The organism is Yersinia frederiksenii ATCC 33641, assembly GCF_000754805.1.
Classification (GTDB): domain Bacteria; phylum Pseudomonadota; class Gammaproteobacteria; order Enterobacterales; family Enterobacteriaceae; genus Yersinia; species Yersinia frederiksenii.
Genome location: NZ_KN150731.1, coordinates 4,253,164 through 4,272,103, shown reverse-complemented (window position 1 = coordinate 4,272,103; position 18,940 = coordinate 4,253,164). Strand labels below are relative to the sequence as shown.

Genomic DNA, 18,940 nt, shown 5'->3' with positions numbered 1-18,940 from the left:
GATACCCATTAGAATAGGGATTTATGTTTAATACATTACTTGCAGTATTTATTGGTGGTGGTGTGGGTAGCGTTGCCCGCTGGCTGGTCAGCATGAAGCTCAATAGCCTACCAAGCCATATTCCGGTGGGAACACTCATCGTAAACGTGGTCGGTGCCTTTATTATCGGTCTGGCATTAGCCCTATTTACCCGAATGACACATATTGACCCCGTATGGAAGCTACTGATTACCACTGGATTTTGTGGTGGCCTAACCACGTTTTCTACTTTCTCAGTTGAAGTTGTCTATTTAATTCAGGATGGGAAATTAGCCTGGGCCGCAGGAACTGTCTTACTTAATTTAGCCGGTTCGCTCGCCATGACTATGCTGGCGTTTATATTAGTCAATTCTCTTGCTAGCCAGTAAATTCACGGGTTAATAACCCGTCGGGTTACCTGAGAGGTAATAACATTGCCTAGGATAGTTATTTGCAGGGAAAATAAGCCTCATTAGCAATGGCCCTCTTAATGTTTCCTTAATCTTTGGGCCGGATAATGACTCAGCAAAGAACAGTTAGCCACAGGGGTAACTGATACGCTGGATAAATTCTATGTTTAGTTTACCCAAGACTTGGGTTGAATGGCTGACAGTGATTTTTTGCCTGTCTATCACCTTCATTTTCTTTAAAGAATATCTCTTTTAGTAAATATGCTTCTGTGCTAATTCAATGCGATAAATAAAAAACCCGCCTATCGAGGCGGGTTTTAAGAGATATGGGCTACTTAGATAGCGATAACATTAGCAGCAGATGGCCCTTTAGCACCAGTCGTGATTTCAAATTCTACACGCTGGCCTTCAGCAAGAGTTTTGAAACCGTTGCTAGCGATGGCTGAGAAATGAACGAAAACGTCCTTACTACCATCTTCTGGGGTGATGAAACCAAAACCTTTAGCTTCATTGAACCACTTAACGCTACCTTTAATCTTAGACATCAAACTTACCTTTACGTGATTGTTGGACACAAAATGTGTGTCAAATACAGTACAGCAATAGAAGCGTTTTTTGTCCACGGCAGAGATCACAAAAAACAGACAAAAAGTGAAAATGTCGGCTTTTCTGCTCAATTTATAGCACAGAAATCCATGTTTCTATCTTTTACAACTCACCTTGACTAGGGCTAAAACACGTCACAAAACCGCCAGACTGTATCTGAAAGCGATTCACCTGTATTATACTTATCCATTGGATACACTAATACGAGATGCATGATGAACGGTAGAATAACAACTTTTTTTGAAGATAAAGGTTTTGGGTTTATCACCGATGAGAATGGAGATAACCGTTATTTTCACGTTATTAAAGTTGCTAATCCCGAGATGATCAAAAAAGGTGCGGAAGTCACTTTCGAACCGACAACCAATACGAAAGGATTGTCTGCATATGCGGTGAAAGTGGCCATTGAGAGCAAATATATATTCATTGCCAATGAGAGAATCAAACTCACCAGCATCAAGTCATTCAATACTTTTGTCAAAGAAGTACCCGCACAGGCCGAGGTTGATAAAGCGAATACTATCCTCTCAGTAAATTTACTGATGAATAAAATTAGGCCACAAGAAGAAGATATTTCAGAGAAGACCGTTCCATTGAAAATGTTGTCGATCACTACATTCCAAAATGTAACTTACACATTTTCTGAACATGAAGTTGATATCGACAGCACAGTAGCGAAGTTGAAGAGTATTTAATACAAATACCTTTTTACTGAAGTGGTGCCAAAATACTCCCCATCAACAGCCCCAAATGACATAAAACAGGGGCTGCCCGGGTCCCTCCCCCCGGGAAATTGATGCTGGCATCCCTGCCCGCTAGCACTAGAAAATCCCTTTGGTATTCTCTGGTGTTGACGATAAAACTAACCAAAAATGCAGTCCGTTCTTATATTAACTATTTGAACATAAACATTTTAATTAACTCAACGTCGGTACGGGCACCCAGTTTTTTCATAGCAGACCGTTTTTGCCCACTGACTGTTTTTTCACTCTTCTTCAAAATTCTGGCGATATCTCCGCCGGAAAAACCCTCATTAAACAACTTCAAGACAATATTTTCATTTGGTGTTAAATACTGTCGATCCGAGGAGGGTAGACTCAACACCTTAGTGACTTTATGCTCAGTTAAATTATCTTTAATGCCACGTAGCTTGCGTTTAAGCACCGCAGTTATCTTATTCGTTGCAGCCTCAACAGAGTCTTCTCTAAAGATCATGGTCACATTACTGAAGCGTGGAATACCCTGTAAAAAGCTATTCAATCTGGCATCACAGATCAAAAAAACATCTGCTGCTGAAGGAGCCTTATCCAGACGTTTTAATGCTTCAAAAAAACTGAATTCGTCTACACCAATAAAGATCACATCTGCTGAATAATATGCTTTCCGATAGAATTTAATCTCTTTTTTAAACCCTAACGATGCAAATATCTTTTTTACGATAGATACCATACCCAACGTTTGATATTTATCATTATCAACTATCATACAACTTATCATATTGGCCACACCCGTTTGTGCTTCAGCACCCTATGAATTGTTAACTCACGTCTACATGTGATTAAATGAAATATCATTAAAAATTAGAAAGATAGACTATATATACCCTGATTTTAGTAGACCATAGCGGGAAGGGAAGATATATAGGATGTCAACACCGAGGAGTGTAGGAAACGTCTTTTTCTGTCAGAAATATTTCCTGATACTTTATTTATAATTAAGTGTCTCAAACGTGACAGTATTGGGATTATATGTAAAAATATAGAAAAATTAGTAGTCTAAATAGGAAGATTCAGATGCTAAGCCTATGCCCTATCAAGCTGTATATCTCATCTAACCTTTTTCTAAGTCAGACTACTTTATGAGAAATGTTGGTTTACATGCACTCAAAACGTTAAGCTGTTTTTCTGCAGTTACCTTTTACTCAGCCAGTAAAACTTGCACTGAACAGTGTTTTTTAGGTGGCGAAGTGATGAGTGTTTTATACTTTTTATCGATCATCGCGACTCCACTATTCTTCATGATTATTGGTTATATCGACTCAAATGATGAAATAGATCAACAAGATATACTAAGAAAGCTCAAATCGATAATAAGCATCATTATCTTCTGGAACGTACTTTTCTACTTTATCAATGAAGATGGTTTCAAACGTGGATATTTCTTACAGAGTTGGCTGTTATTTAGCATTGCCATTATTTATCTCATTAACCCAATAATCTCTAAAGTGTTAAAAAGTAATAGAACGGCAATAATGACCCTCTCCTGCTTGGTTATATTTTCTATTTCTATCGACTTAATTAGCGCATTTAGTAAAAAACCATATCTTATTGATTTTCCTCAATATTTTAGATTATGGACTTGGATTTTCTATTATATAGCAGGCAGATTCCTGTGCTCTAAGATTTGCCAAAAAATAACAAAATTGCCAAGAGTTGTTCTTACCGCCAAAGTACTTCTGATCCCGACAGCCATTTCCATGTATTACTATGAAAGTTTTATGTCGATTTATGTGTATAAAACAGTGAATGCTGGCTATTTTCTCGATAATTTACACGTTTTAATCCTAAGTTTATGTTTATTTGTTATATTTGATAACTTTAATACTAAACACGAATGGATAAAAAAAACGTTAGCCTATATTAGCCCATCAATGATCGGGGTTTATATTCTGCATGATGGTATTTTCTATTTTATCTCCAGCGCATATAACTTATCGGATGTCACGCTGAGGTTCACCCTACTGCTATCGGTATTTGCCGCATCAGTATTGCTATCACGAATTTTGCTACTCAATAAATATACATCACGCTTTATCTCATTTTGATTGATACAACCCACCTCCATTCAGTGTGGGGGGTATCAAGCATTAAATACCGTAGCCCCATGAACTCTGGCAACTTCAGCAAGTCGATGCCCGCTGCGGGGAAAATAACGTGGTGGCATCCTCTTTGTGATTTAATGTCAATAATACGAGTGTATTCAGCTAACCAGGCATTTGTATTGCAGAAATAAGGCGAGCAAACGACAACGACATATCTACCTACTGAATTTGAATCAAAGTCAGTGTGTTACCAAATACTGCGCCGGTATCGATATAAAGCTGATTTTTAAATAACGACGGTTTTACTAAGGGTGTATGACCGAAAATAAACTTATCAGCCCCGGCAATCTCATTACTTTCCCCCTTCATAGCCGCATTCAGACGCTTACGATTCCACACCACCAACTGTTCACTAACAGGTTTGCCATAAACATATTCATCAGAAGGATAATCAGCGTGGGCGATAACATATTTGCCATTATCAGTATTAATTTCAATCACTAATGGCAGCTTCTCCGCCAGTTTAATCAACTGCTCTGCCTGATGTTTCTTGCTCTCCTGCAGAGAGAAAAACCACCGTCCGCCATTGGCTATCCAAGTATCAAACGCCCCTCCGGCCAGCACATCAATGGCCATTTGTTCGTGATTGCCACGAACCGCACGAAACCAAGACGCATTAAGTAGCTCATAACATTCAAGATTTTGTGAACCGCGATCAGCAAGATCCCCCACAGAAACCACTAAATCGGTCTCACGCTCAAATTGGACACGATCCAGCGCATCCATCAATTTTTTATAACAGCCATGAATGTCACCGACAATAAAGATACGGCGGTATTCACTTCCATCTATTTTATGGTACATAACAGGCCCCACAGTCAGTGCATTGCCTTCTTTAATCTTAGTTGAATTGACCGTTTTATGAGCAAGTGACTCGCGAGTTTGGTAAGAAATAGGGGGAATATTGTGACCATCAGCACATGTACATTTTTTATACGCTTGATGTGAGTCACATCTGTACTCCTACAGGTGTATTTGCTCAAATGAGGTGTCGAGTAAGAGCTTTAACTGGCTCAACTTCAATCTGACCTGATCATGAGGGCATCCGATGTCTATCTCTGCACGAAATCAGTTAGCTGGAACAGTCCATTCCATTATTGAAGGTTCAGTCAATGATGAAGTCGTCCTGACTTTAGAGGGGGGTGAAAAGCTAACGACTGTTATTACCAAAACCAGCTGCAAAGCATTGGGGTTGGCAGTAGGTAAACCGGCGGTCGCTCTCATCAAAGCGCCTTGGGTTATTTTAGCCTCAGTGGATTGCGGTTTACATTTCTCAGCCCGTAACCAATTTACCGGTAAAGTCCAAACCGTCACCCAAGGCGCCGTAAACTCTACCATTCATGTCGTTACCGTTAATGGATTAATGCTTATTTCAGTGATTACGAATGAAAGTTTGGAAGAGATGGCATTATCTGTAGGAAGTGAGGTCACGGCGTTATTTAAAGCATCAAGTGTCATTGTTGCGACCAAGAAACCCTGAAAATACTCACTTTTTTTGTAATAGATATATAAACATAGAGTAAGCCGCTCTCTGGCGGCTTACTTAGCATAACGCAATATTGATGTATTGGTTGCTACATTACAGTGGCCGATAAATATCCCTATAGTGAGCTAATCTTTCCCGAAAGAAATCGCGTTCCTCTGGTGAAAATTTGGCTTCAATCTCATCAATATTGATCTTCTTTTTTTGGTTTTCCATAAACGCAACCGTGGATGCCACAAAGTCCAGGCTGGTATGGCAATAGGCAGAAACAAGCTTCTCAAGTGCTGACATTTTAACCCCCTCATGCGGCCTAGCACGCCCTCTACATTAGCACAAATAATTATTATGAAAACGAGACGCAAGTCAACTTCCAAGGAAAGTCTGTCATAGAAGACACCCGTGCTAGCGCAGTCATTAATTTCATTAGATTTAGACAGCACCGAGGTATTTTGCAGTTGCACGCTGTTTTTTCGCTGATTTTCCGTTATCTTCTTAGGCAACTACATAACACTGACAATCTAGAAAGAGAGTAAAACTGAGATGCGAAAAACAACGATGATAATGATTGCCATAGCCCTGGCAGTATTTGCTTACACTCACTTTACCGGAGCTTAGGGCGGAAGAGCCAAACCGCCCTAAATACTCATAATGCAACAGTGCGTTACAAAGCGAGTTGTTCCTCTTCATGGTACTGATTTTGCCACATGGCTGAGTATCGCCCATTCTTAAGCAATAATGCCTCATGCCGCCCACGCTCCACGATCTCGCCGGCTTCCATCACAATAATCTCATCGGCATCAATGATGGTTGATAAACGGTGAGCAATAACCAGTGTGGTGTGATCACGACTGACTTCCCGCAGGTGGGCCTGAATTTCGCGTTCAGTATGGGTATCCAATGCGCTCGTCGCTTCATCAAAAACTAAAATGGCTGGATTTTTAAGGATGGTACGCGCGATCGCTACCCGTTGCTTCTCTCCACCGGATAATTTAAGCCCGCGTTCCCCGACCCGAGTATCATAACCATCTGGCAAACTAATGATAAAATCATGAATATGTGCGAGTTTTGCTGCACGTTCAATCTCTTCAAAACTTGAAGAGGTTCTGCCGTAAGCAATGTTATAGCGCAGCGTGTCGTTAAATAGCACGGTATCCTGAGGGACAATACCAATAGCTTCGCGCAGACTCGCTTGAGTTACATTACGAATATCTTGACCATCAATATAAATCGCGCCATCGGTTACATCATAAAAACGAAACAGTAAGCGAGACAGTGTCGATTTACCTGCACCTGATGCACCGACAACCGCCACAGTTTTACCTGCGGGAATAGTAAAACTCACTTTATTCAAAATAGGCCTGCGTGGATCATAACCGAAGCTCACTGAGTCAAAACACACTTCACCTTTTGTGAGATGTAAATCCGATGCATCAGGACGATCTGTAATTTCTTTCTTAACCATCAATAAATCGAGCATATTCTCCATATCAATTAGCGCCTGCCTGATTTCGGAGTAAATAAACCCAAAGAAATTGAGCGGCTGATATAACTGGAGAAGATAGGCATTAACCAGCACGAAATCACCAATGGTCATGTGGCCCTGCGTAATACCTTGCGCCGCCATAGACATCATCACAACCAACCCTATTGAGATAATGGCTGTTTGCCCGAGGCTTAATGCAGTAAAGCTGAACTGATTCTTTATCGCGGCATATTCATAGAGTTGACGCGAGGTATTGAAACGCTCAGCTTCAAACTCTTCATTACCAAAATATTTTACCGTTTCATAATTTATCAGACTGTCGATGGATTTCGTGTTGGCATCTGCATTGGCTTGATTTAGCTCTCGCCGAAAACGAGTTCGCCAACTCACCGCCACCACGGTAAATAGGATATAACAAGCCACCGTTACCAAAATGGCTACTGCAAACCAACCATCTAATAGATGCCACATGATCAGAGAGACCAGTGTTATCTCAAATAAAATGGGAAATATAGAGAACAGTATGCGTGAAAGAACCGTCGCTACTGCTTGTGTCCCACGCTCGATAGATAACGATAGCCCTCCCGTTTGCCGATCAAGATGAAAGCGTAAACTGAGCTCATGTAATTGTTTAAATACTCGTAAGCCAAGTAATCGAGTCGCATTTTGGCTGATATGTATAAACATGACGTTACGCAGTTCTTCAAATAAAGCGGCACTAACTCTCGCTACCCCATAAGCGACGATGAAACCAAGAGGAATAGCCATCATCTTGGCGCTTTCGCTGCTTAATGTATCGACCATGGCTCTATAGGCTAGCGGAACCAGTGTCGTACTAACCTTGGAAACCACCATAAATATGACAGCAGCAATCAGGTAATAGCGTAGTTTGCGGTTATTTTTAGGCCACAGATAAGGCAATAGGAACTTCAGTAAACGGGAGCGATCCATATTTAGGTGTTTGTCATCTCAGGTGATACAGCGGTCACGGTTTTTTAATATTCTGCCACGTATCAGTGTAATGGCCTAATCAGACGGCGTTATCACAGTATGAGTATGCAGATAAAGATCGTTCATATTTTTTGACTAACACCAGCAATTCTCTTCGATATTCAAATTATGTGATCGGAGTAACATTTCTCCTATCGAAAGTAACCTGCTTTCACATAAACAAACAGAAGAGAATTTATTATGAAAACAACTATCGTAGCATTCGCCCTAATCGCAGCAATCTTGGCACCAACAGTTTCAATGGCAAATATCGGTGATCATGACAGCTACCAAGGCACCTACTCTGTAAGCCAAGGCCAAAACACTAATACAGCCGGTCAGACTGCGAAAAACTAATAAACTAAAGCCCTACTTGGATTATGTGGGGCTTTTAAGCACAGAATTATATTGATGCTAGTGAGCCGCCATTTGGCGGCTTTTTGTTAGCATTATTCTCCCTATTCCACACTATTTACCCCGACACAATTCTGCTTCATAGCTACGGCTCTCTCTGCGGGAATATATGGCGATAAATCTCAATAACGTTATCCGGAGATAGAGGCCACGATGTGATACTCCTACTATGAAAGAAATAGCTTATAGTGATATTTTTGATGATATCGAAACTAAGGAGCCCAACCTAATGCAACCCAAATGGACTACTCGGTGGATTCCTGGGCTCACGACTTTCATTCATTATAATAAAGCAAATTTAAAATCTGATGTTCGTTCGGGGCTTTCTGTTGCGGCTGTTGCATTACCCGTCGCCATTGCTTACGCCGAATTAATGGGGATTAATGCTATTGTCGGGCTTTATGCCTGCATTTTACCCATGATTGTTTACGCACTGTTTGGTACATCAAGGCAATTAATTGTTGGCCCAGATGCGGCGACCTGTGCCGTCATTACTGCAGCAGTCGCACCTCTTGCTCTTGGAGATCCAGATACTCTCTGGCAAATGGCTATTGCCATGACAATAATGACCGGATTCTGGTGCATTATTGCGGCTCGCTTTCGGCTCGCTATCTTTGCGGACTTCCTTTCTCAGCCTATTTTACAAGGGCTTTTGAATGGCGTTGCCATTACTATCATGATTGGGCAATTTGGCAATATATTAGGATTAAATTCACTCCCATCAGACTTGATTAAATGCCTGATTGCCTTACCTGAAAGATTATCAGACACCCATAAATTAACATTAATACTTTCAGTTACCAGCCTCTTTGTTCTCTTTATTCTAAAAGCACTGCGACCGAAATGGCCAACACCACTTATTGTGATGACGATTGCCACCCTATTAAGCTGGTACCTAGACTTTAGCTCGATGGGAATAGCCATTATTGGTAGCTTAGGCCAAGGGTTTCCACATATCAGTATGCCGCATTTTGACCCTAACTTATTGCGTGAGCTTATCGTCCCATCACTCAACCTTGCCGTGATCAGTATTGTTAGCTTTATGATGACAGTACAAAGTTTTGCCAATAAAAATGGTTATGAGGTCGATATTGATCAAGAGTTATATGCTTTAGGCTATATCAATATAGTTGCGGGATTATCACAAGGATTTGCCGTCAGTGCGGCAACAAGTCGGACGGCAGTTAATGACGCCAATGGTGGTAAGTCTCAGATGGTTTCAGTGATTGCTGCCTTAATGATTGCTTTGGTACTTTTATTCCTGACACAGGCTCTTAGTTTCATTCCATTGGGAACACTTGGGGCTGTTCTTATTTATGCTGCATGGTCAATGTTTAGTTTTAAGGCTATTTTCTCCATGCGAGCACACAATCGTTCAGCCTATATTTTAACGATATTCACCTTAATAGCAGTGTTAGTTGTAGGATTGATCGACGGTATCGGGTTTGCCATTATTCTTGGACTCTTGCAATTCCTTCGTACAGTATTCAAACCCACAGATCAGTTACTTGGTGTTGATAGTCAAGGAGTAATTCACTCTCTTGATACTACGGATAGTATAAAATCTATTGATGGTTTAATAATGTATCGCTTTAATTCTATATTGACCTATTTTAATGCTGCCTACTTTAAAAAGCGCGTGAACCAGCTAATTAATAATGCGCCTATTGCGCCTGAGTGGCTGGTGGTCGATGCAACAACTAGCTTTACATATAATGATGCCAGCGTATTTACAATGCTTAAAGAACTGATTCCTACTTTGAAGGAAAAAGGCGTTACACTTATTCTTGCCGGCCGTAGCAGAGAGCTTTCTCTCTGGCTGAGAAAAAATAGTATGTCACATTACACCGAAGAGATTATTTTAGTGCCTGATCTCTATTTTGCCATCCAACTGATTCAGAAAGACGAAATACAGTCGAAAATTAAGAGGCAAAAAACCGCCATAAAATCTGCTCAAGATATTTAAGCATACCGATGGGCGGAATAAAGTCAGTAGCAGTCAAAAAGTGTAGATTAATAGCTATCGGCGTGTACAGGAGTCATTGATCTGACACGGCCCCCTTGAATGAGAAATAACAGCCCCCTGAGCGATTAACTCAATGGCTTGTTTTGTAAATATCAGAGGCAAGGTCATTGTGAAGTAAAAAAACCTCGCCGAGGCGAGGTTTAAAATGGGGGTGCTGTGATAGCCAATCCTGTAACCGTACCAATGCAATCCATGCACCAAGACAACTATCACAGCACGTTATAATTTACATTGTAAATATAAACAAAAGTTAAACATAATCATATTTATAGTTGTCATGGCTCACAAAACAGCAAAACTCACCGCACAGAGGCTTATCCATAAAGAAATTATCCACTGTGGTACGGACACACTAAGACTTATCAATCGCTATTAGCGGGCTGTATCTCCCCCATCAATCGGATAGAAAGCGCATGTGATAAGACTACTATCATCAGAGAGCAAAAATACTACCATTTGGGCAACCTCTCTTCGTGAAGCCGTTTTCTTCATCGGATGACTTAATGCCATTTTACCCTTATTTCATCAGGCAATAGTTTCACTCGTGGTGTGTTGATATATCCCGCCCAACCTTTTTTAGCCTCCCGATGACTGAGTCCATCATTATTACAGCACGATAACTGCAGCACAGGAAGATTACGATATCCTCTGAGGAGAAACGACGTATACCCATGCCACAAGTCTGCCAGTACAATCGTCAGACGCTCTCGTAGACATATTAAGTTCAGGATGTTTTTGTCGTAGTACGGGTTAAGAGGGGGGAAAACGGATGGCCTAAGGATAAGGCCATCAGATGAGATGATTAGTCAGCAATGCTCTGCTTTTGCTGCTGAATATCTTGTTCGATGCCATCACGTACATCTTGTGGAATTTTCAGTGCATCACCTAATGCGGTAAGATAGCTACGCTCCATAAAATGGTCCACATCAATAACGGCACAACTGAGGAAATAGAGCTCTAGCGCTTCTTCTTCATTTTGTATTTCACTGGCCAGTAATTGAGGATCTAACGGTCTATCAATCGCTTGTTGCACCAAACGCTCGCCCTGTTCACCGATGCCAGCTTGCTGCATATTCTGTTCAATAATACGTCGTTCTTTCGCATCAATGTGCCCGTCACTTTTGGCCGCAAACACTAATGCCATAACCAATCTCTGCACACGCTGGTCTACAGGTGTAGCTTGCTGACCATACTGTGGCTCATCCTGATGATTCTGACGGATCCTATCTTTATATTTATTCCATAACACAGTACTCAGTACCGCGCCGCCACCGACAAGTAACGCACTGCTACCGTATTTACTCAAAAGTTTACGTGATGATTTACTCCCAACCAGTAAGCCTGCAAGACCGCCTAAGGCACCGGGTACTAACATATTACTCAGGCTAGAACCACCTTCGTTGTTCTTTTTCGTTACCTGTCCAAGCATGGATTGTAATTGTTGCATCAAGTTATTCATAATCACCATCAGATAGAGTGGAATAAATACTCTGAGCATAGAGCAACGAATGTCAAGATGTGTATAAGGAAGTAAAAAAGCAGAATTCGATACCTGACCCGCTCTCCATTGATTAAAAGACCTCCATATTAGTAATGCTTCCATCAAGAAGCATTCTTCCAGCCAACAGGCCATCAGCATGCTCCGACACCACCTTTTATACCTGCCGCAAGAAGTTTGGAGGCATGGTGTGACTCCAAATAGAAAAGCCACCGGCTTATAAGACCCGTGGCTTAAACTCGTGGGCGGTTAAAATCGCCGAGGCGTATTCTTCTTTGGCTATTTAATCAAATACGCCATTTATGACTGATGCAACAATCGCTGTACTTAATGCAATAAGTACTAAGTCATTACCAACGATTTGCCACTCATATCCAGGGTAAGACGGTAACTGCCTCAGTAAAGATGCAGGAACGGCTTTCTTAGCAATACCCGGAGGAAGTGGCTTGCCCCGCGCCAGATTTTTAGCGATACCCGGAGGTAATGACTGATACCCAGTCAACCCGTAATTAATAGCTAATGGTCGCACCCGGTCATAGGTTAGATTCACTGAAACTAAATGATCACTACCCTTTTTGGCTTTATTCGCCTTATTACTGGGTCCGTTACCCCCACTATTACCATGGTTTCCACTACCGTTTCCGTGTCCACCACCATTTCCATTGCCGGGGTTGGCAATGGAAGGGGCTGAAGATAACGATAGACAAGCCATCAGCGCTAATGCGATTACAGACAAACGGTGTTTAAACATTTGTTATTACCTTTACTAATCGCTATATAACTTAAATCTAGCTAATTCTATCTATATAGGCCATATGGAATGGTCTTATTTCCTATAATAAAGCTAACAACAGTGCTGAGGTAATTTATTGCTTCTTCCCCGCCCCGCCAACTAATAACTCCATCGAGCCGACCTTTACAGACCTGCAGCTCAAGGTTGCATGGATACATCCGGATAAGAGTAAATCTGGTCAGGCAATCGCGTCACTCTCAACGACACCGCTTGCCGAGTACTTCGCGATCAGATTGGTTATCACAAGAAGTGGGCGGCAGGGAATCAATTGAAATGGTACAGAGGTATTGTTAGTACCGATGTAAAAATGACCCACATGCCAATGTAAAGCAGACCCACCTTGGGTAAAAATGGCAGCTATGGAGCTGCCTATGTTGACATTGGAGTTATGCGTGGAGATTGTAGCTCTTTTACGTCAGGGCGTGTCTATTCGAGGGATTGTCCGACAGCTTTCTTGTTCACGGCAGACCATCCGCCGCTATATTCGTATGCAGGACTCGCCTGCTAAAGCTCGTTATTCTGCACGCTTTCCCCGACCCGGGAAGCTGGACCCGTTTAAGCCCTATATTCTTGAACGTGACGTTTATGGTGATGGTCGCCACCGGTGGAACCCGCTATTACTGGCTCTCGCCGAGAAGTACGGTTTTACGCCCCGGTGTGCAGGCCTTATCGCGCAAAGACCAAGGGTAAAGTTGAGCGATTCAACCGTTATTTGAAGCATAGCTTTGTCGTCCCTCTGGCAACCACGTTTAAGCAGGCTGGGCTGCTACTTGATGTCGACTCAGCCAACAGTCGCATCGGGCCGTGGCTTATTACCGTGGCCAACGCCCGTAAGCATGGAACGACCGGTGTTCCGCCAGAACACCGGCTGCAACAGGAGTTGGCTGCACTGCTTCCTCGAGTAGGAAGGACAGTACCCGTCGTCGCGGATAATCAAAGGGTTATGCCAAGAGAGAGTTTTCAACATCCACTGTCTGTCTATCAGTCGCTGTTGGAGGCGGGATTATGAGCCTTCAGCATCAACGTATTAGCGAGCTCTGTGCCGACTACAAGCTTGAACGTATTGCCAGTGAGTGGCTCGCACTCGCCCAAAAAAAACTGGAGGATGCAGGGACATATTCGGCGACTTTTTGGAACAGCTTCTGCAACTGGAGACGAACAGCCGTAACGAACGTCGCCGGCAGACGCTTTTACGGTTATCAGGACTGCCAGCGGTTAAAACGCTGGAGCAGTTAGACTTCAAGTTCTCCAGCGGCGCGCCACGAGCTCAGCTTCAGGAGCTCGCGGGGCTGGCATTTAGGTAGGATTAAAAATAAACAGATCGGGTCATTAAGCTCGGTTTTTTGCTGTTAAAAACGCAATGATACAAAAACCGTCGAGTATAGGCGCTCAGGGGGTTAACTTCCCCTTGTCACGTTCTTCGGCATACCTGAACAAATGGGCCTGTTCAGACAGGGGAATGCCGCTGCCTATGAACAAATTAGGCAATTATCAGAAATAGTTATTGAGAAAAATGGTAAGTTTCGACCAGTAAACTAAACATTGAAATATACCTCTCTAGCATAAATCATTTCTATGAAGGTTTAGGAATATTCTTTTTCAAAAGTTTGCGTTGTAATGTTCGTCGATGCATACTCAACGCTCTTGCCGAAGCAGAAATATTACCAAGATGATCATCCACAACTTTATTTATATACTCCCATTCCATTTGTTCTAGTGAGGGGTAGGTAAATGGGCTACCCTTATCATTTTTTAATGTTGGTATTTCATTACGAAGACTCAATAGGATGTTATCCACACTCACTGGCTTTTGCAGAAGATTATCAGCCCCCTTTTTTAACGCAATGATGGCTGAAGTGATGCTAGAGTAATTTGTCAGAATTAAAATTCTAGATAATGGGTTAAGATGTCTTAATGCAGAAACCCATGCTAGCCCAGAGTCATCTTTCAACTGCAGATCTATCACAATATACATATGCTGAGTAGATTCGGCCATTCTGACGGCCTGCACTCCAGTGGTTGCTATATTAACAAAGAATCCTTTTCTAAGCAGAATCGTTGATAGCGTATTAGTAAATACATCATCATCATCCAAAATTAAGATCTTTTCCATCATAACAATCTCACCCTAATAGTGGCTGTTGTTCCGGTATAATCTGAGTATAGTTTTATTTTAGCACCAATTCTGACTGCATTAGAAAAGGTTAACATCAAGCCAATACCATATCCAGAGGTTGTGCTTTTTACCGGTTTTTTTCCTAGGAGGTTGATTAAATCATTTGGTATACCACATCCATTATCAGTTATGCTTATAATTGCATTACCATTTTCTATCTTACAACCACATTGAATGAAACCATTGTCACTGGGAATAGCCGAATTAGCATTCTCAAGTAAATTAACAATAATAGTATGAAGAATGCCAGCATTTTTTATATATACGCAGGCGTTGGGTAATTTATAAATTATATTTTTATTACACTTAAGTTTAAATGAACCAAATACGCCGTCAAGCCATAAACATAAGTTGATAGCTTCTTCATTTTCAAACTCATTAAATCCTAATGAAAATGACATATTAGCTAATTTTTTCGTACACTCTTTTGCTTGTTCCAAGGCTAAATTTAAATACTCATCAAACTCTTTACCCGATCGCTCCCCTGGTTTAAATAGCTTAATTTCCTCTAAGGCCAGAACCGCTGTTGATATAGGTTTTGATATATCGTGGGCAGAAGACGCAGCTTGCAGACCAAAAGAAAATATTATATCAGACTGTTTTTGATACTCTTTTGATCGAATTAAATCATTATTGTATTCAATTGATACGTCATTCATCTTTTTTATAAAGAAAATAATAATAAATGTGGACATTAAAAAACTCACCCACGGAGCATAGTATTCTATGCTTTTAGGTCTATGCGTAATTTCGAGATGATTTAATAATGTTAACTTAGATGAAATATAAAACAAAATAGCCGAGTAAATCACTATGAATGCAATGTTTTTATTAGATAGAATAGCAAAGGCCATTGCTACACCTGGAAGGTAAAATGAAACACTTAATATTTCACCATGAAAATTAAACTCCTCCCAGAGAGTAAATAAAAGTAAATCAATACAAATCTGAGCAACAAGTTCTCTTTCTTCTAGTGGTGAAGGAAGCCTCATCCTGTATAATGTCACAACAATACTGAGTAACAATAAAAATAAAATAATAGCAATAGGGAATACAAATGAATAGATGTAGTTTGATTTTCCTTTAAATAAAATAACACTTAATAGAAGTTGACTACATATTGCAAAAATCCTAGCCCAAGTAATGATAGCTAGCTTCTTATGCTGAGGTAGTGCCTGTAATATTTTCATTTTAATCAGTCACGTATATATATAAAATGAAACATAGATTACAAAATTGCTTAGATCAACATTAAATATAAATTAAATTAACTTTTGTTTAACTCTTGTTTAATAATGTATTTATATTTCATCTATGGCTATTAATTCCCTAGGCGTCATTGATATCCCCCCAAGAAGGGGGGATTCGTTATTACATACTTCCGTTGCCTGCGTTACCATTCCCACCGCTACCATTCCCCCCATTGCCGTTACCACCATTACCACTACCACCATTGCCACCGTTCCCCCCATTGCCGCCGTTGCCATTACCACCGTTACCATTACCGCCATTACCACCATTGCCACCGTTGCCGTTACCGCCGTTGCCGTTACCGCCGTTACCGTTGCCTCCGTTTCCATTCCCTCCATGACCACCACCATGGCTGCCGTGCTTAATCAACATCAAGTCTGAGGTCATGGACGTATTTTGTGTGTAACTTGTATCCTTCATCAATTTCGATACATCAACCGTAGCGGCTGATACATAAAAGGAACATGCTGATAATACTGAGGTTGCAGCTAACATAATTACGTTAATCTTTTTCATAGGAATATCCTTTAATAGAATTTAGATAATATAATTTAAGATTTCAGCATGGATAAACCTCTCGGCCAATCCACGATTAAAACATAGAGCACATATTAAAAAAATAAAACAAGAATTTAATGATATTGAAAATATTTTCAATTTTTAATGATAAATCATTTTGTTTTAAAGTAATGATGATATCATGTTTAAATATTCATCATGAAGTGAGGCATTATGTCGCACTATAAAGACGATATAGCCTATTTTAATTTTTTTTAATATGTGATAGATGAGATTGACAATAAAAATAAATATTTACATTTAATGCTAAAATCCCACAATCCAAACTAAAAACTCATTTATCCATTTCATAGAGGGTTAAGTAAAACATTATGATTCTGGATAATAACTTTAGAGACTGAAGAAGGTTATTTGCAGGGATAGGTTCATAGCAGGAAGAATGGCTTAGTGATAGTGGAAATTTGACCATTTTAATTAACATGGTCTGCATATTATTTTTAGGAAAATAAGGTGTATCGATGGAGTAATAAAGATGGATGTCATAACATGTCACTCTTACATCCATCTTAAAATATGAAATAAATAATATTGATGAAATTTTGCCAACTCAGGGCTTTTGACTAAACTATTGAGTAATTGCAAATAGCATCCCCATTGCACCAATAAAAACAAGTACAATACCTAAAACCAGTTTACCTCTGGTGCCAGCGTTAACATCTTTACATAAAAGACGTCGTCTTACTTTCCTATCCATAATAATTTCGCTCATTGTTAGTGCCTCAATTTCCCGATATCTAAAACGTGATATAAATTTAATACTTATTGTTTTCAAAAGAAAGAAACACAGTCTTAATCAAATTAAATTAAGAGTTAACCTTTTGTTTTAATTGATTAAATTAAGATTTCTCAAGTGTGAAATCCGACTGTATTACTGTTATTTTAAAGCTCGAAATCTCTTCATTTCGCCTATTATCTCTATAATAATTGAGTGGCCTAAATGGTTTTTTAGGCCGATTCAATGATACAGGTCGTCTAAACCTAAGGTATTCCATACTCAAATTTCTAATGAATATGTCACTGACTGTCTCGATGAGAATAACTTCTTAGCCTTAATGAAGGATTTTCATGCAAGAATACGACACGACATGCTGATCCCAACATGCCACCACTCCAGTTACTTGTTTATTTATCTATAAATTAGAATATTTTTATATACTGTAGATTAAATATAATAATATATGTTCACTAGACTTATTCGACTATCAGTTAAAAATAACATCGACAGTTGCCGAGGCGGTAACGTTACCAACAGGTAATGTGTCGCCACCGGAACATAGTCGCCAGGTGAGTTCATTTGAGAAAACTTCGCTAGATTCACCCGCATTAATTGAACCTAATCTCATTGGTTCACCATTAAACTTCAGACCTTGTGTGAGATTACATGTTCCAGTTCCTGTAACTCCCGTTATTTCACCTGTGATATAACCCCCTCCCTCAGTGAGAGACAAACGGGTAGTTTCACTGCCATAAAGCCCTGAATTAGCCTGAAATTTTATATTAATATTAGCGGCAGGATTAGCGCTATTTTGGGTGCATCCCACCACCAGACTATCCTTCACTAGTTCTAATTCAGCCCCAAAAGTCGAATTATGTTCTACTTCGCCAAAATTGATCGATTTGTTAATATTGATCGAGCATTGCCGTGTGGAAACTTTAACCTGATAGCCAGTAAGAATACTTGCCTTCGTAGCACTCACTAATGCACTGCTACTAAAATACATCTCAGGAATGGGGAATACTCCATCTTGCTGGGTCCCATCGGTGATAATGACCCACTCGCCCGTTATTGATCCACTGCGGACGCTATCTTCCTCGAAAAAAGAGGGCGTCGAGATCGCCCGGGGTGATAAACACCAGGCAGAATTTACAGGCGTTGCAGCAGCATTTCCAGATCCAGAGACTATCCCCTGGACTCCCGAATTGCTAAAAGTTCCGCTCATGGTTTCTGATAAGCCAGCACTTAACTGATAAATCATAGTGAAAGATGCCTGCGGTACCAAAAAAATACCTTGAGCAATCTTATACCCTTGAATTCCACCAACATCACTTAGGGCGGTGTTTTTAACGCAACCCAAGGTTTCAGGAATTCCCGCCCCCGTGATGGCAACAAGACCATAATTTGGATTGAGCGTCATATAGTAGTCACCAAAACTGGTGGAAATATTCTGATTAATGGCTGGGCCTGCCCATTGTTGGCTACCACTACCAATCTCAATGATAGCTGCCTGTAATGGCATAATAACGCCCAACGACAGCAGACAAAGCCCTATTCGTAACCGCGTAAAACCAGTGGTGCTTATTTTATCTGTCACGGTGTTTACCCCTCTATTGG

19 protein-coding genes and 2 pseudogenes are annotated in these 18,940 nt (G+C 40.6%); 8 read left to right on the top strand and 13 right to left on the bottom strand.

What is annotated here, in order from left to right; translation table 11 throughout:
• The first annotated feature begins 23 nt into the window (after positions 1–23).
• A complete protein-coding gene (gene crcB, locus DJ58_RS03100; protein ID WP_004712238.1) occupies positions 24–407 on the top strand; it encodes a fluoride efflux transporter CrcB in 384 nt (127 codons plus the stop codon).
• 356 nt (positions 408–763) lie between these two features.
• Here crcB and cspE read toward each other — a convergent pair whose 3' ends face one another.
• Complete coding sequence (gene cspE, locus DJ58_RS03105; RefSeq protein WP_004712236.1) at positions 764–973, bottom strand: transcription antiterminator/RNA stability regulator CspE; 210 nt, start codon at positions 971–973, stop codon at positions 764–766.
• Positions 974–1,249: 276 nt separating this feature from the next.
• Between cspE and DJ58_RS03110 the strand changes: the two genes are divergently transcribed.
• A complete protein-coding gene (locus tag DJ58_RS03110) occupies positions 1,250–1,729 on the top strand; it encodes a cold shock domain-containing protein (RefSeq protein WP_032911924.1) in 480 nt (159 codons plus the stop codon).
• A 199-nt stretch (positions 1,730–1,928) separates the two neighbouring features.
• Here DJ58_RS03110 and DJ58_RS03115 read toward each other — a convergent pair whose 3' ends face one another.
• Complete coding sequence (locus DJ58_RS03115) at positions 1,929–2,519, bottom strand: helix-turn-helix transcriptional regulator (protein WP_004712233.1); 591 nt, start codon at positions 2,517–2,519, stop codon at positions 1,929–1,931.
• 373 nt (positions 2,520–2,892) lie between these two features.
• Between DJ58_RS03115 and DJ58_RS03120 the strand changes: the two genes are divergently transcribed.
• The gene (locus DJ58_RS03120) at positions 2,893–3,858 is read left to right on the top strand and encodes an acyltransferase family protein (RefSeq protein WP_004712230.1); all 966 of its coding nucleotides are present in this window, start codon (positions 2,893–2,895) and stop codon (positions 3,856–3,858) included.
• Positions 3,859–4,074: 216 nt separating this feature from the next.
• Here the strand turns inward: DJ58_RS03120 and DJ58_RS03125 are convergent, their stop codons facing one another.
• Positions 4,075–4,719, bottom strand: coding sequence for a metallophosphoesterase (locus tag DJ58_RS03125; protein WP_004712228.1), 645 nt, complete (start codon positions 4,717–4,719; stop codon positions 4,075–4,077).
• A gap of 244 nt (positions 4,720–4,963) precedes the next feature.
• On the opposite strand from DJ58_RS03125, the gene DJ58_RS03130 reads away from it, so the two are divergent.
• Positions 4,964–5,395: a TOBE domain-containing protein gene (locus DJ58_RS03130; protein ID WP_004712226.1), complete on the top strand. Its 432-nt coding sequence runs from the start codon at positions 4,964–4,966 to the stop codon at positions 5,393–5,395.
• Positions 5,396–5,494: 99 nt separating this feature from the next.
• Here the strand turns inward: DJ58_RS03130 and DJ58_RS03135 are convergent, their stop codons facing one another.
• Together DJ58_RS03135 and DJ58_RS03140 are read right to left on the bottom strand one after the other, a co-directional pair.
• Positions 5,495–5,689: a glycogen synthase gene (locus DJ58_RS03135; RefSeq protein WP_004712223.1), complete on the bottom strand. Its 195-nt coding sequence runs from the start codon at positions 5,687–5,689 to the stop codon at positions 5,495–5,497.
• A 370-nt stretch (positions 5,690–6,059) separates the two neighbouring features.
• Positions 6,060–7,832, bottom strand: coding sequence for an ABCB family ABC transporter ATP-binding protein/permease (locus tag DJ58_RS03140; RefSeq protein ID WP_004712222.1), 1,773 nt, complete (start codon positions 7,830–7,832; stop codon positions 6,060–6,062).
• Positions 7,833–8,514: 682 nt separating this feature from the next.
• On the opposite strand from DJ58_RS03140, the gene DJ58_RS03145 reads away from it, so the two are divergent.
• Entirely contained in the window at positions 8,515–10,251 is a 1,737-nt protein-coding gene (locus tag DJ58_RS03145; protein WP_032911922.1) for a SulP family inorganic anion transporter, read from the top strand.
• Positions 10,252–10,683: 432 nt separating this feature from the next.
• Here DJ58_RS03145 and DJ58_RS23950 read toward each other — a convergent pair whose 3' ends face one another.
• The 3 genes from DJ58_RS23950 to DJ58_RS03155 form a co-directional block, all read right to left on the bottom strand.
• Positions 10,684–10,767: a hypothetical protein gene (locus DJ58_RS23950; protein ID WP_244263167.1), complete on the bottom strand. Its 84-nt coding sequence runs from the start codon at positions 10,765–10,767 to the stop codon at positions 10,684–10,686.
• Between the two features lie 346 nt (positions 10,768–11,113).
• The gene (locus tag DJ58_RS03150; RefSeq protein ID WP_032911920.1) at positions 11,114–11,770 is read right to left on the bottom strand and encodes a tellurite resistance TerB family protein; all 657 of its coding nucleotides are present in this window, start codon (positions 11,768–11,770) and stop codon (positions 11,114–11,116) included.
• Positions 11,771–12,092: 322 nt separating this feature from the next.
• Positions 12,093–12,560 (bottom strand): anti-virulence regulator CigR family protein, encoded by a 468-nt coding sequence (locus tag DJ58_RS03155; protein WP_032911909.1) that lies wholly within the window; start codon positions 12,558–12,560, stop codon positions 12,093–12,095.
• A 170-nt stretch (positions 12,561–12,730) separates the two neighbouring features.
• Between DJ58_RS03155 and DJ58_RS23945 the strand changes: the two are divergent.
• From DJ58_RS23945 to DJ58_RS0121995, 3 genes and pseudogenes are all read left to right on the top strand, one after another.
• A pseudogene (locus DJ58_RS23945) lies at positions 12,731–12,855 on the top strand (integrase); the annotation flags it as partial.
• Positions 12,856–12,973: 118 nt separating this feature from the next.
• A pseudogene (locus DJ58_RS23235) lies at positions 12,974–13,611 on the top strand (helix-turn-helix domain-containing protein).
• 64 nt (positions 13,612–13,675) lie between these two features.
• On the top strand, positions 13,676–13,906 hold the full coding sequence (locus DJ58_RS0121995; protein ID WP_370447126.1) for an ATP-binding protein: 231 nt from the start codon (positions 13,676–13,678) through the stop codon (positions 13,904–13,906).
• 269 nt (positions 13,907–14,175) lie between these two features.
• Here the strand turns inward: DJ58_RS0121995 and DJ58_RS03160 are convergent, their stop codons facing one another.
• From DJ58_RS03160 to DJ58_RS03175, 5 genes are all read right to left on the bottom strand, one after another.
• The gene (locus tag DJ58_RS03160; RefSeq protein ID WP_032911907.1) at positions 14,176–14,718 is read right to left on the bottom strand and encodes a response regulator transcription factor; all 543 of its coding nucleotides are present in this window, start codon (positions 14,716–14,718) and stop codon (positions 14,176–14,178) included.
• Positions 14,715–15,968 (bottom strand): sensor histidine kinase, encoded by a 1,254-nt coding sequence (locus DJ58_RS03165; protein ID WP_004712205.1) that lies wholly within the window; start codon positions 15,966–15,968, stop codon positions 14,715–14,717. The genes DJ58_RS03160 and DJ58_RS03165 overlap by 4 nt, the downstream gene beginning before the upstream one ends.
• Positions 15,969–16,149: 181 nt before the next feature.
• A complete protein-coding gene (locus DJ58_RS23755) occupies positions 16,150–16,545 on the bottom strand; it encodes a hypothetical protein (protein WP_050413921.1) in 396 nt (131 codons plus the stop codon).
• A gap of 628 nt (positions 16,546–17,173) precedes the next feature.
• Positions 17,174–17,317: a hypothetical protein gene (locus tag DJ58_RS23545; RefSeq protein WP_153802881.1), complete on the bottom strand. Its 144-nt coding sequence runs from the start codon at positions 17,315–17,317 to the stop codon at positions 17,174–17,176.
• Between the two features lie 493 nt (positions 17,318–17,810).
• Positions 17,811–18,920 carry an adhesin gene (locus DJ58_RS03175; RefSeq protein ID WP_138070083.1) on the bottom strand — a complete coding sequence of 370 codons (1,110 nt, stop codon included), beginning with the start codon at positions 18,918–18,920 and terminating at the stop codon, positions 17,811–17,813.
• Between the last annotated feature and the right edge of the window lie 20 nt (positions 18,921–18,940).

Excerpts from the sequence above, each read along its gene's own strand:
- DJ58_RS03165 (WP_004712205.1), bottom strand. The coding sequence starts at position 15,968 with ATGAAAATATTACAGGCACTACCTCAGCATAAGAAGCTAGCTATCATT.
- DJ58_RS03135 (WP_004712223.1), bottom strand. The coding sequence starts at position 5,689 with ATGTCAGCACTTGAGAAGCTTGTTTCTGCCTATTGCCATACCAGCCTG.
- DJ58_RS03110 (WP_032911924.1), top strand. The coding sequence starts at position 1,250 with ATGAACGGTAGAATAACAACTTTTTTTGAAGATAAAGGTTTTGGGTTT.
- DJ58_RS03150 (WP_032911920.1), bottom strand. The coding sequence starts at position 11,770 with ATGAATAACTTGATGCAACAATTACAATCCATGCTTGGACAGGTAACG.
- cspE (WP_004712236.1), bottom strand. The coding sequence starts at position 973 with ATGTCTAAGATTAAAGGTAGCGTTAAGTGGTTCAATGAAGCTAAAGGT.
- DJ58_RS03145 (WP_032911922.1), top strand. The coding sequence starts at position 8,515 with ATGCAACCCAAATGGACTACTCGGTGGATTCCTGGGCTCACGACTTTC.
- DJ58_RS03155 (WP_032911909.1), bottom strand. The coding sequence starts at position 12,560 with ATGTTTAAACACCGTTTGTCTGTAATCGCATTAGCGCTGATGGCTTGT.
- DJ58_RS03140 (WP_004712222.1), bottom strand. The coding sequence starts at position 7,832 with ATGGATCGCTCCCGTTTACTGAAGTTCCTATTGCCTTATCTGTGGCCT.
- crcB (WP_004712238.1), top strand. The coding sequence starts at position 24 with ATGTTTAATACATTACTTGCAGTATTTATTGGTGGTGGTGTGGGTAGC.
- DJ58_RS03130 (WP_004712226.1), top strand. The coding sequence starts at position 4,964 with ATGTCTATCTCTGCACGAAATCAGTTAGCTGGAACAGTCCATTCCATT.
- DJ58_RS23545 (WP_153802881.1), bottom strand. The coding sequence starts at position 17,317 with ATGAGCGAAATTATTATGGATAGGAAAGTAAGACGACGTCTTTTATGT.
- DJ58_RS03120 (WP_004712230.1), top strand. The coding sequence starts at position 2,893 with ATGAGAAATGTTGGTTTACATGCACTCAAAACGTTAAGCTGTTTTTCT.
- DJ58_RS23950 (WP_244263167.1), bottom strand. The coding sequence starts at position 10,767 with ATGGTAGTATTTTTGCTCTCTGATGATAGTAGTCTTATCACATGCGCT.
- DJ58_RS03125 (WP_004712228.1), bottom strand. The coding sequence starts at position 4,719 with ATGTACCATAAAATAGATGGAAGTGAATACCGCCGTATCTTTATTGTC.
- DJ58_RS23755 (WP_050413921.1), bottom strand. The coding sequence starts at position 16,545 with ATGAAAAAGATTAACGTAATTATGTTAGCTGCAACCTCAGTATTATCA.
- DJ58_RS03160 (WP_032911907.1), bottom strand. The coding sequence starts at position 14,718 with ATGATGGAAAAGATCTTAATTTTGGATGATGATGATGTATTTACTAAT.
- DJ58_RS03115 (WP_004712233.1), bottom strand. The coding sequence starts at position 2,519 with ATGATAGTTGATAATGATAAATATCAAACGTTGGGTATGGTATCTATC.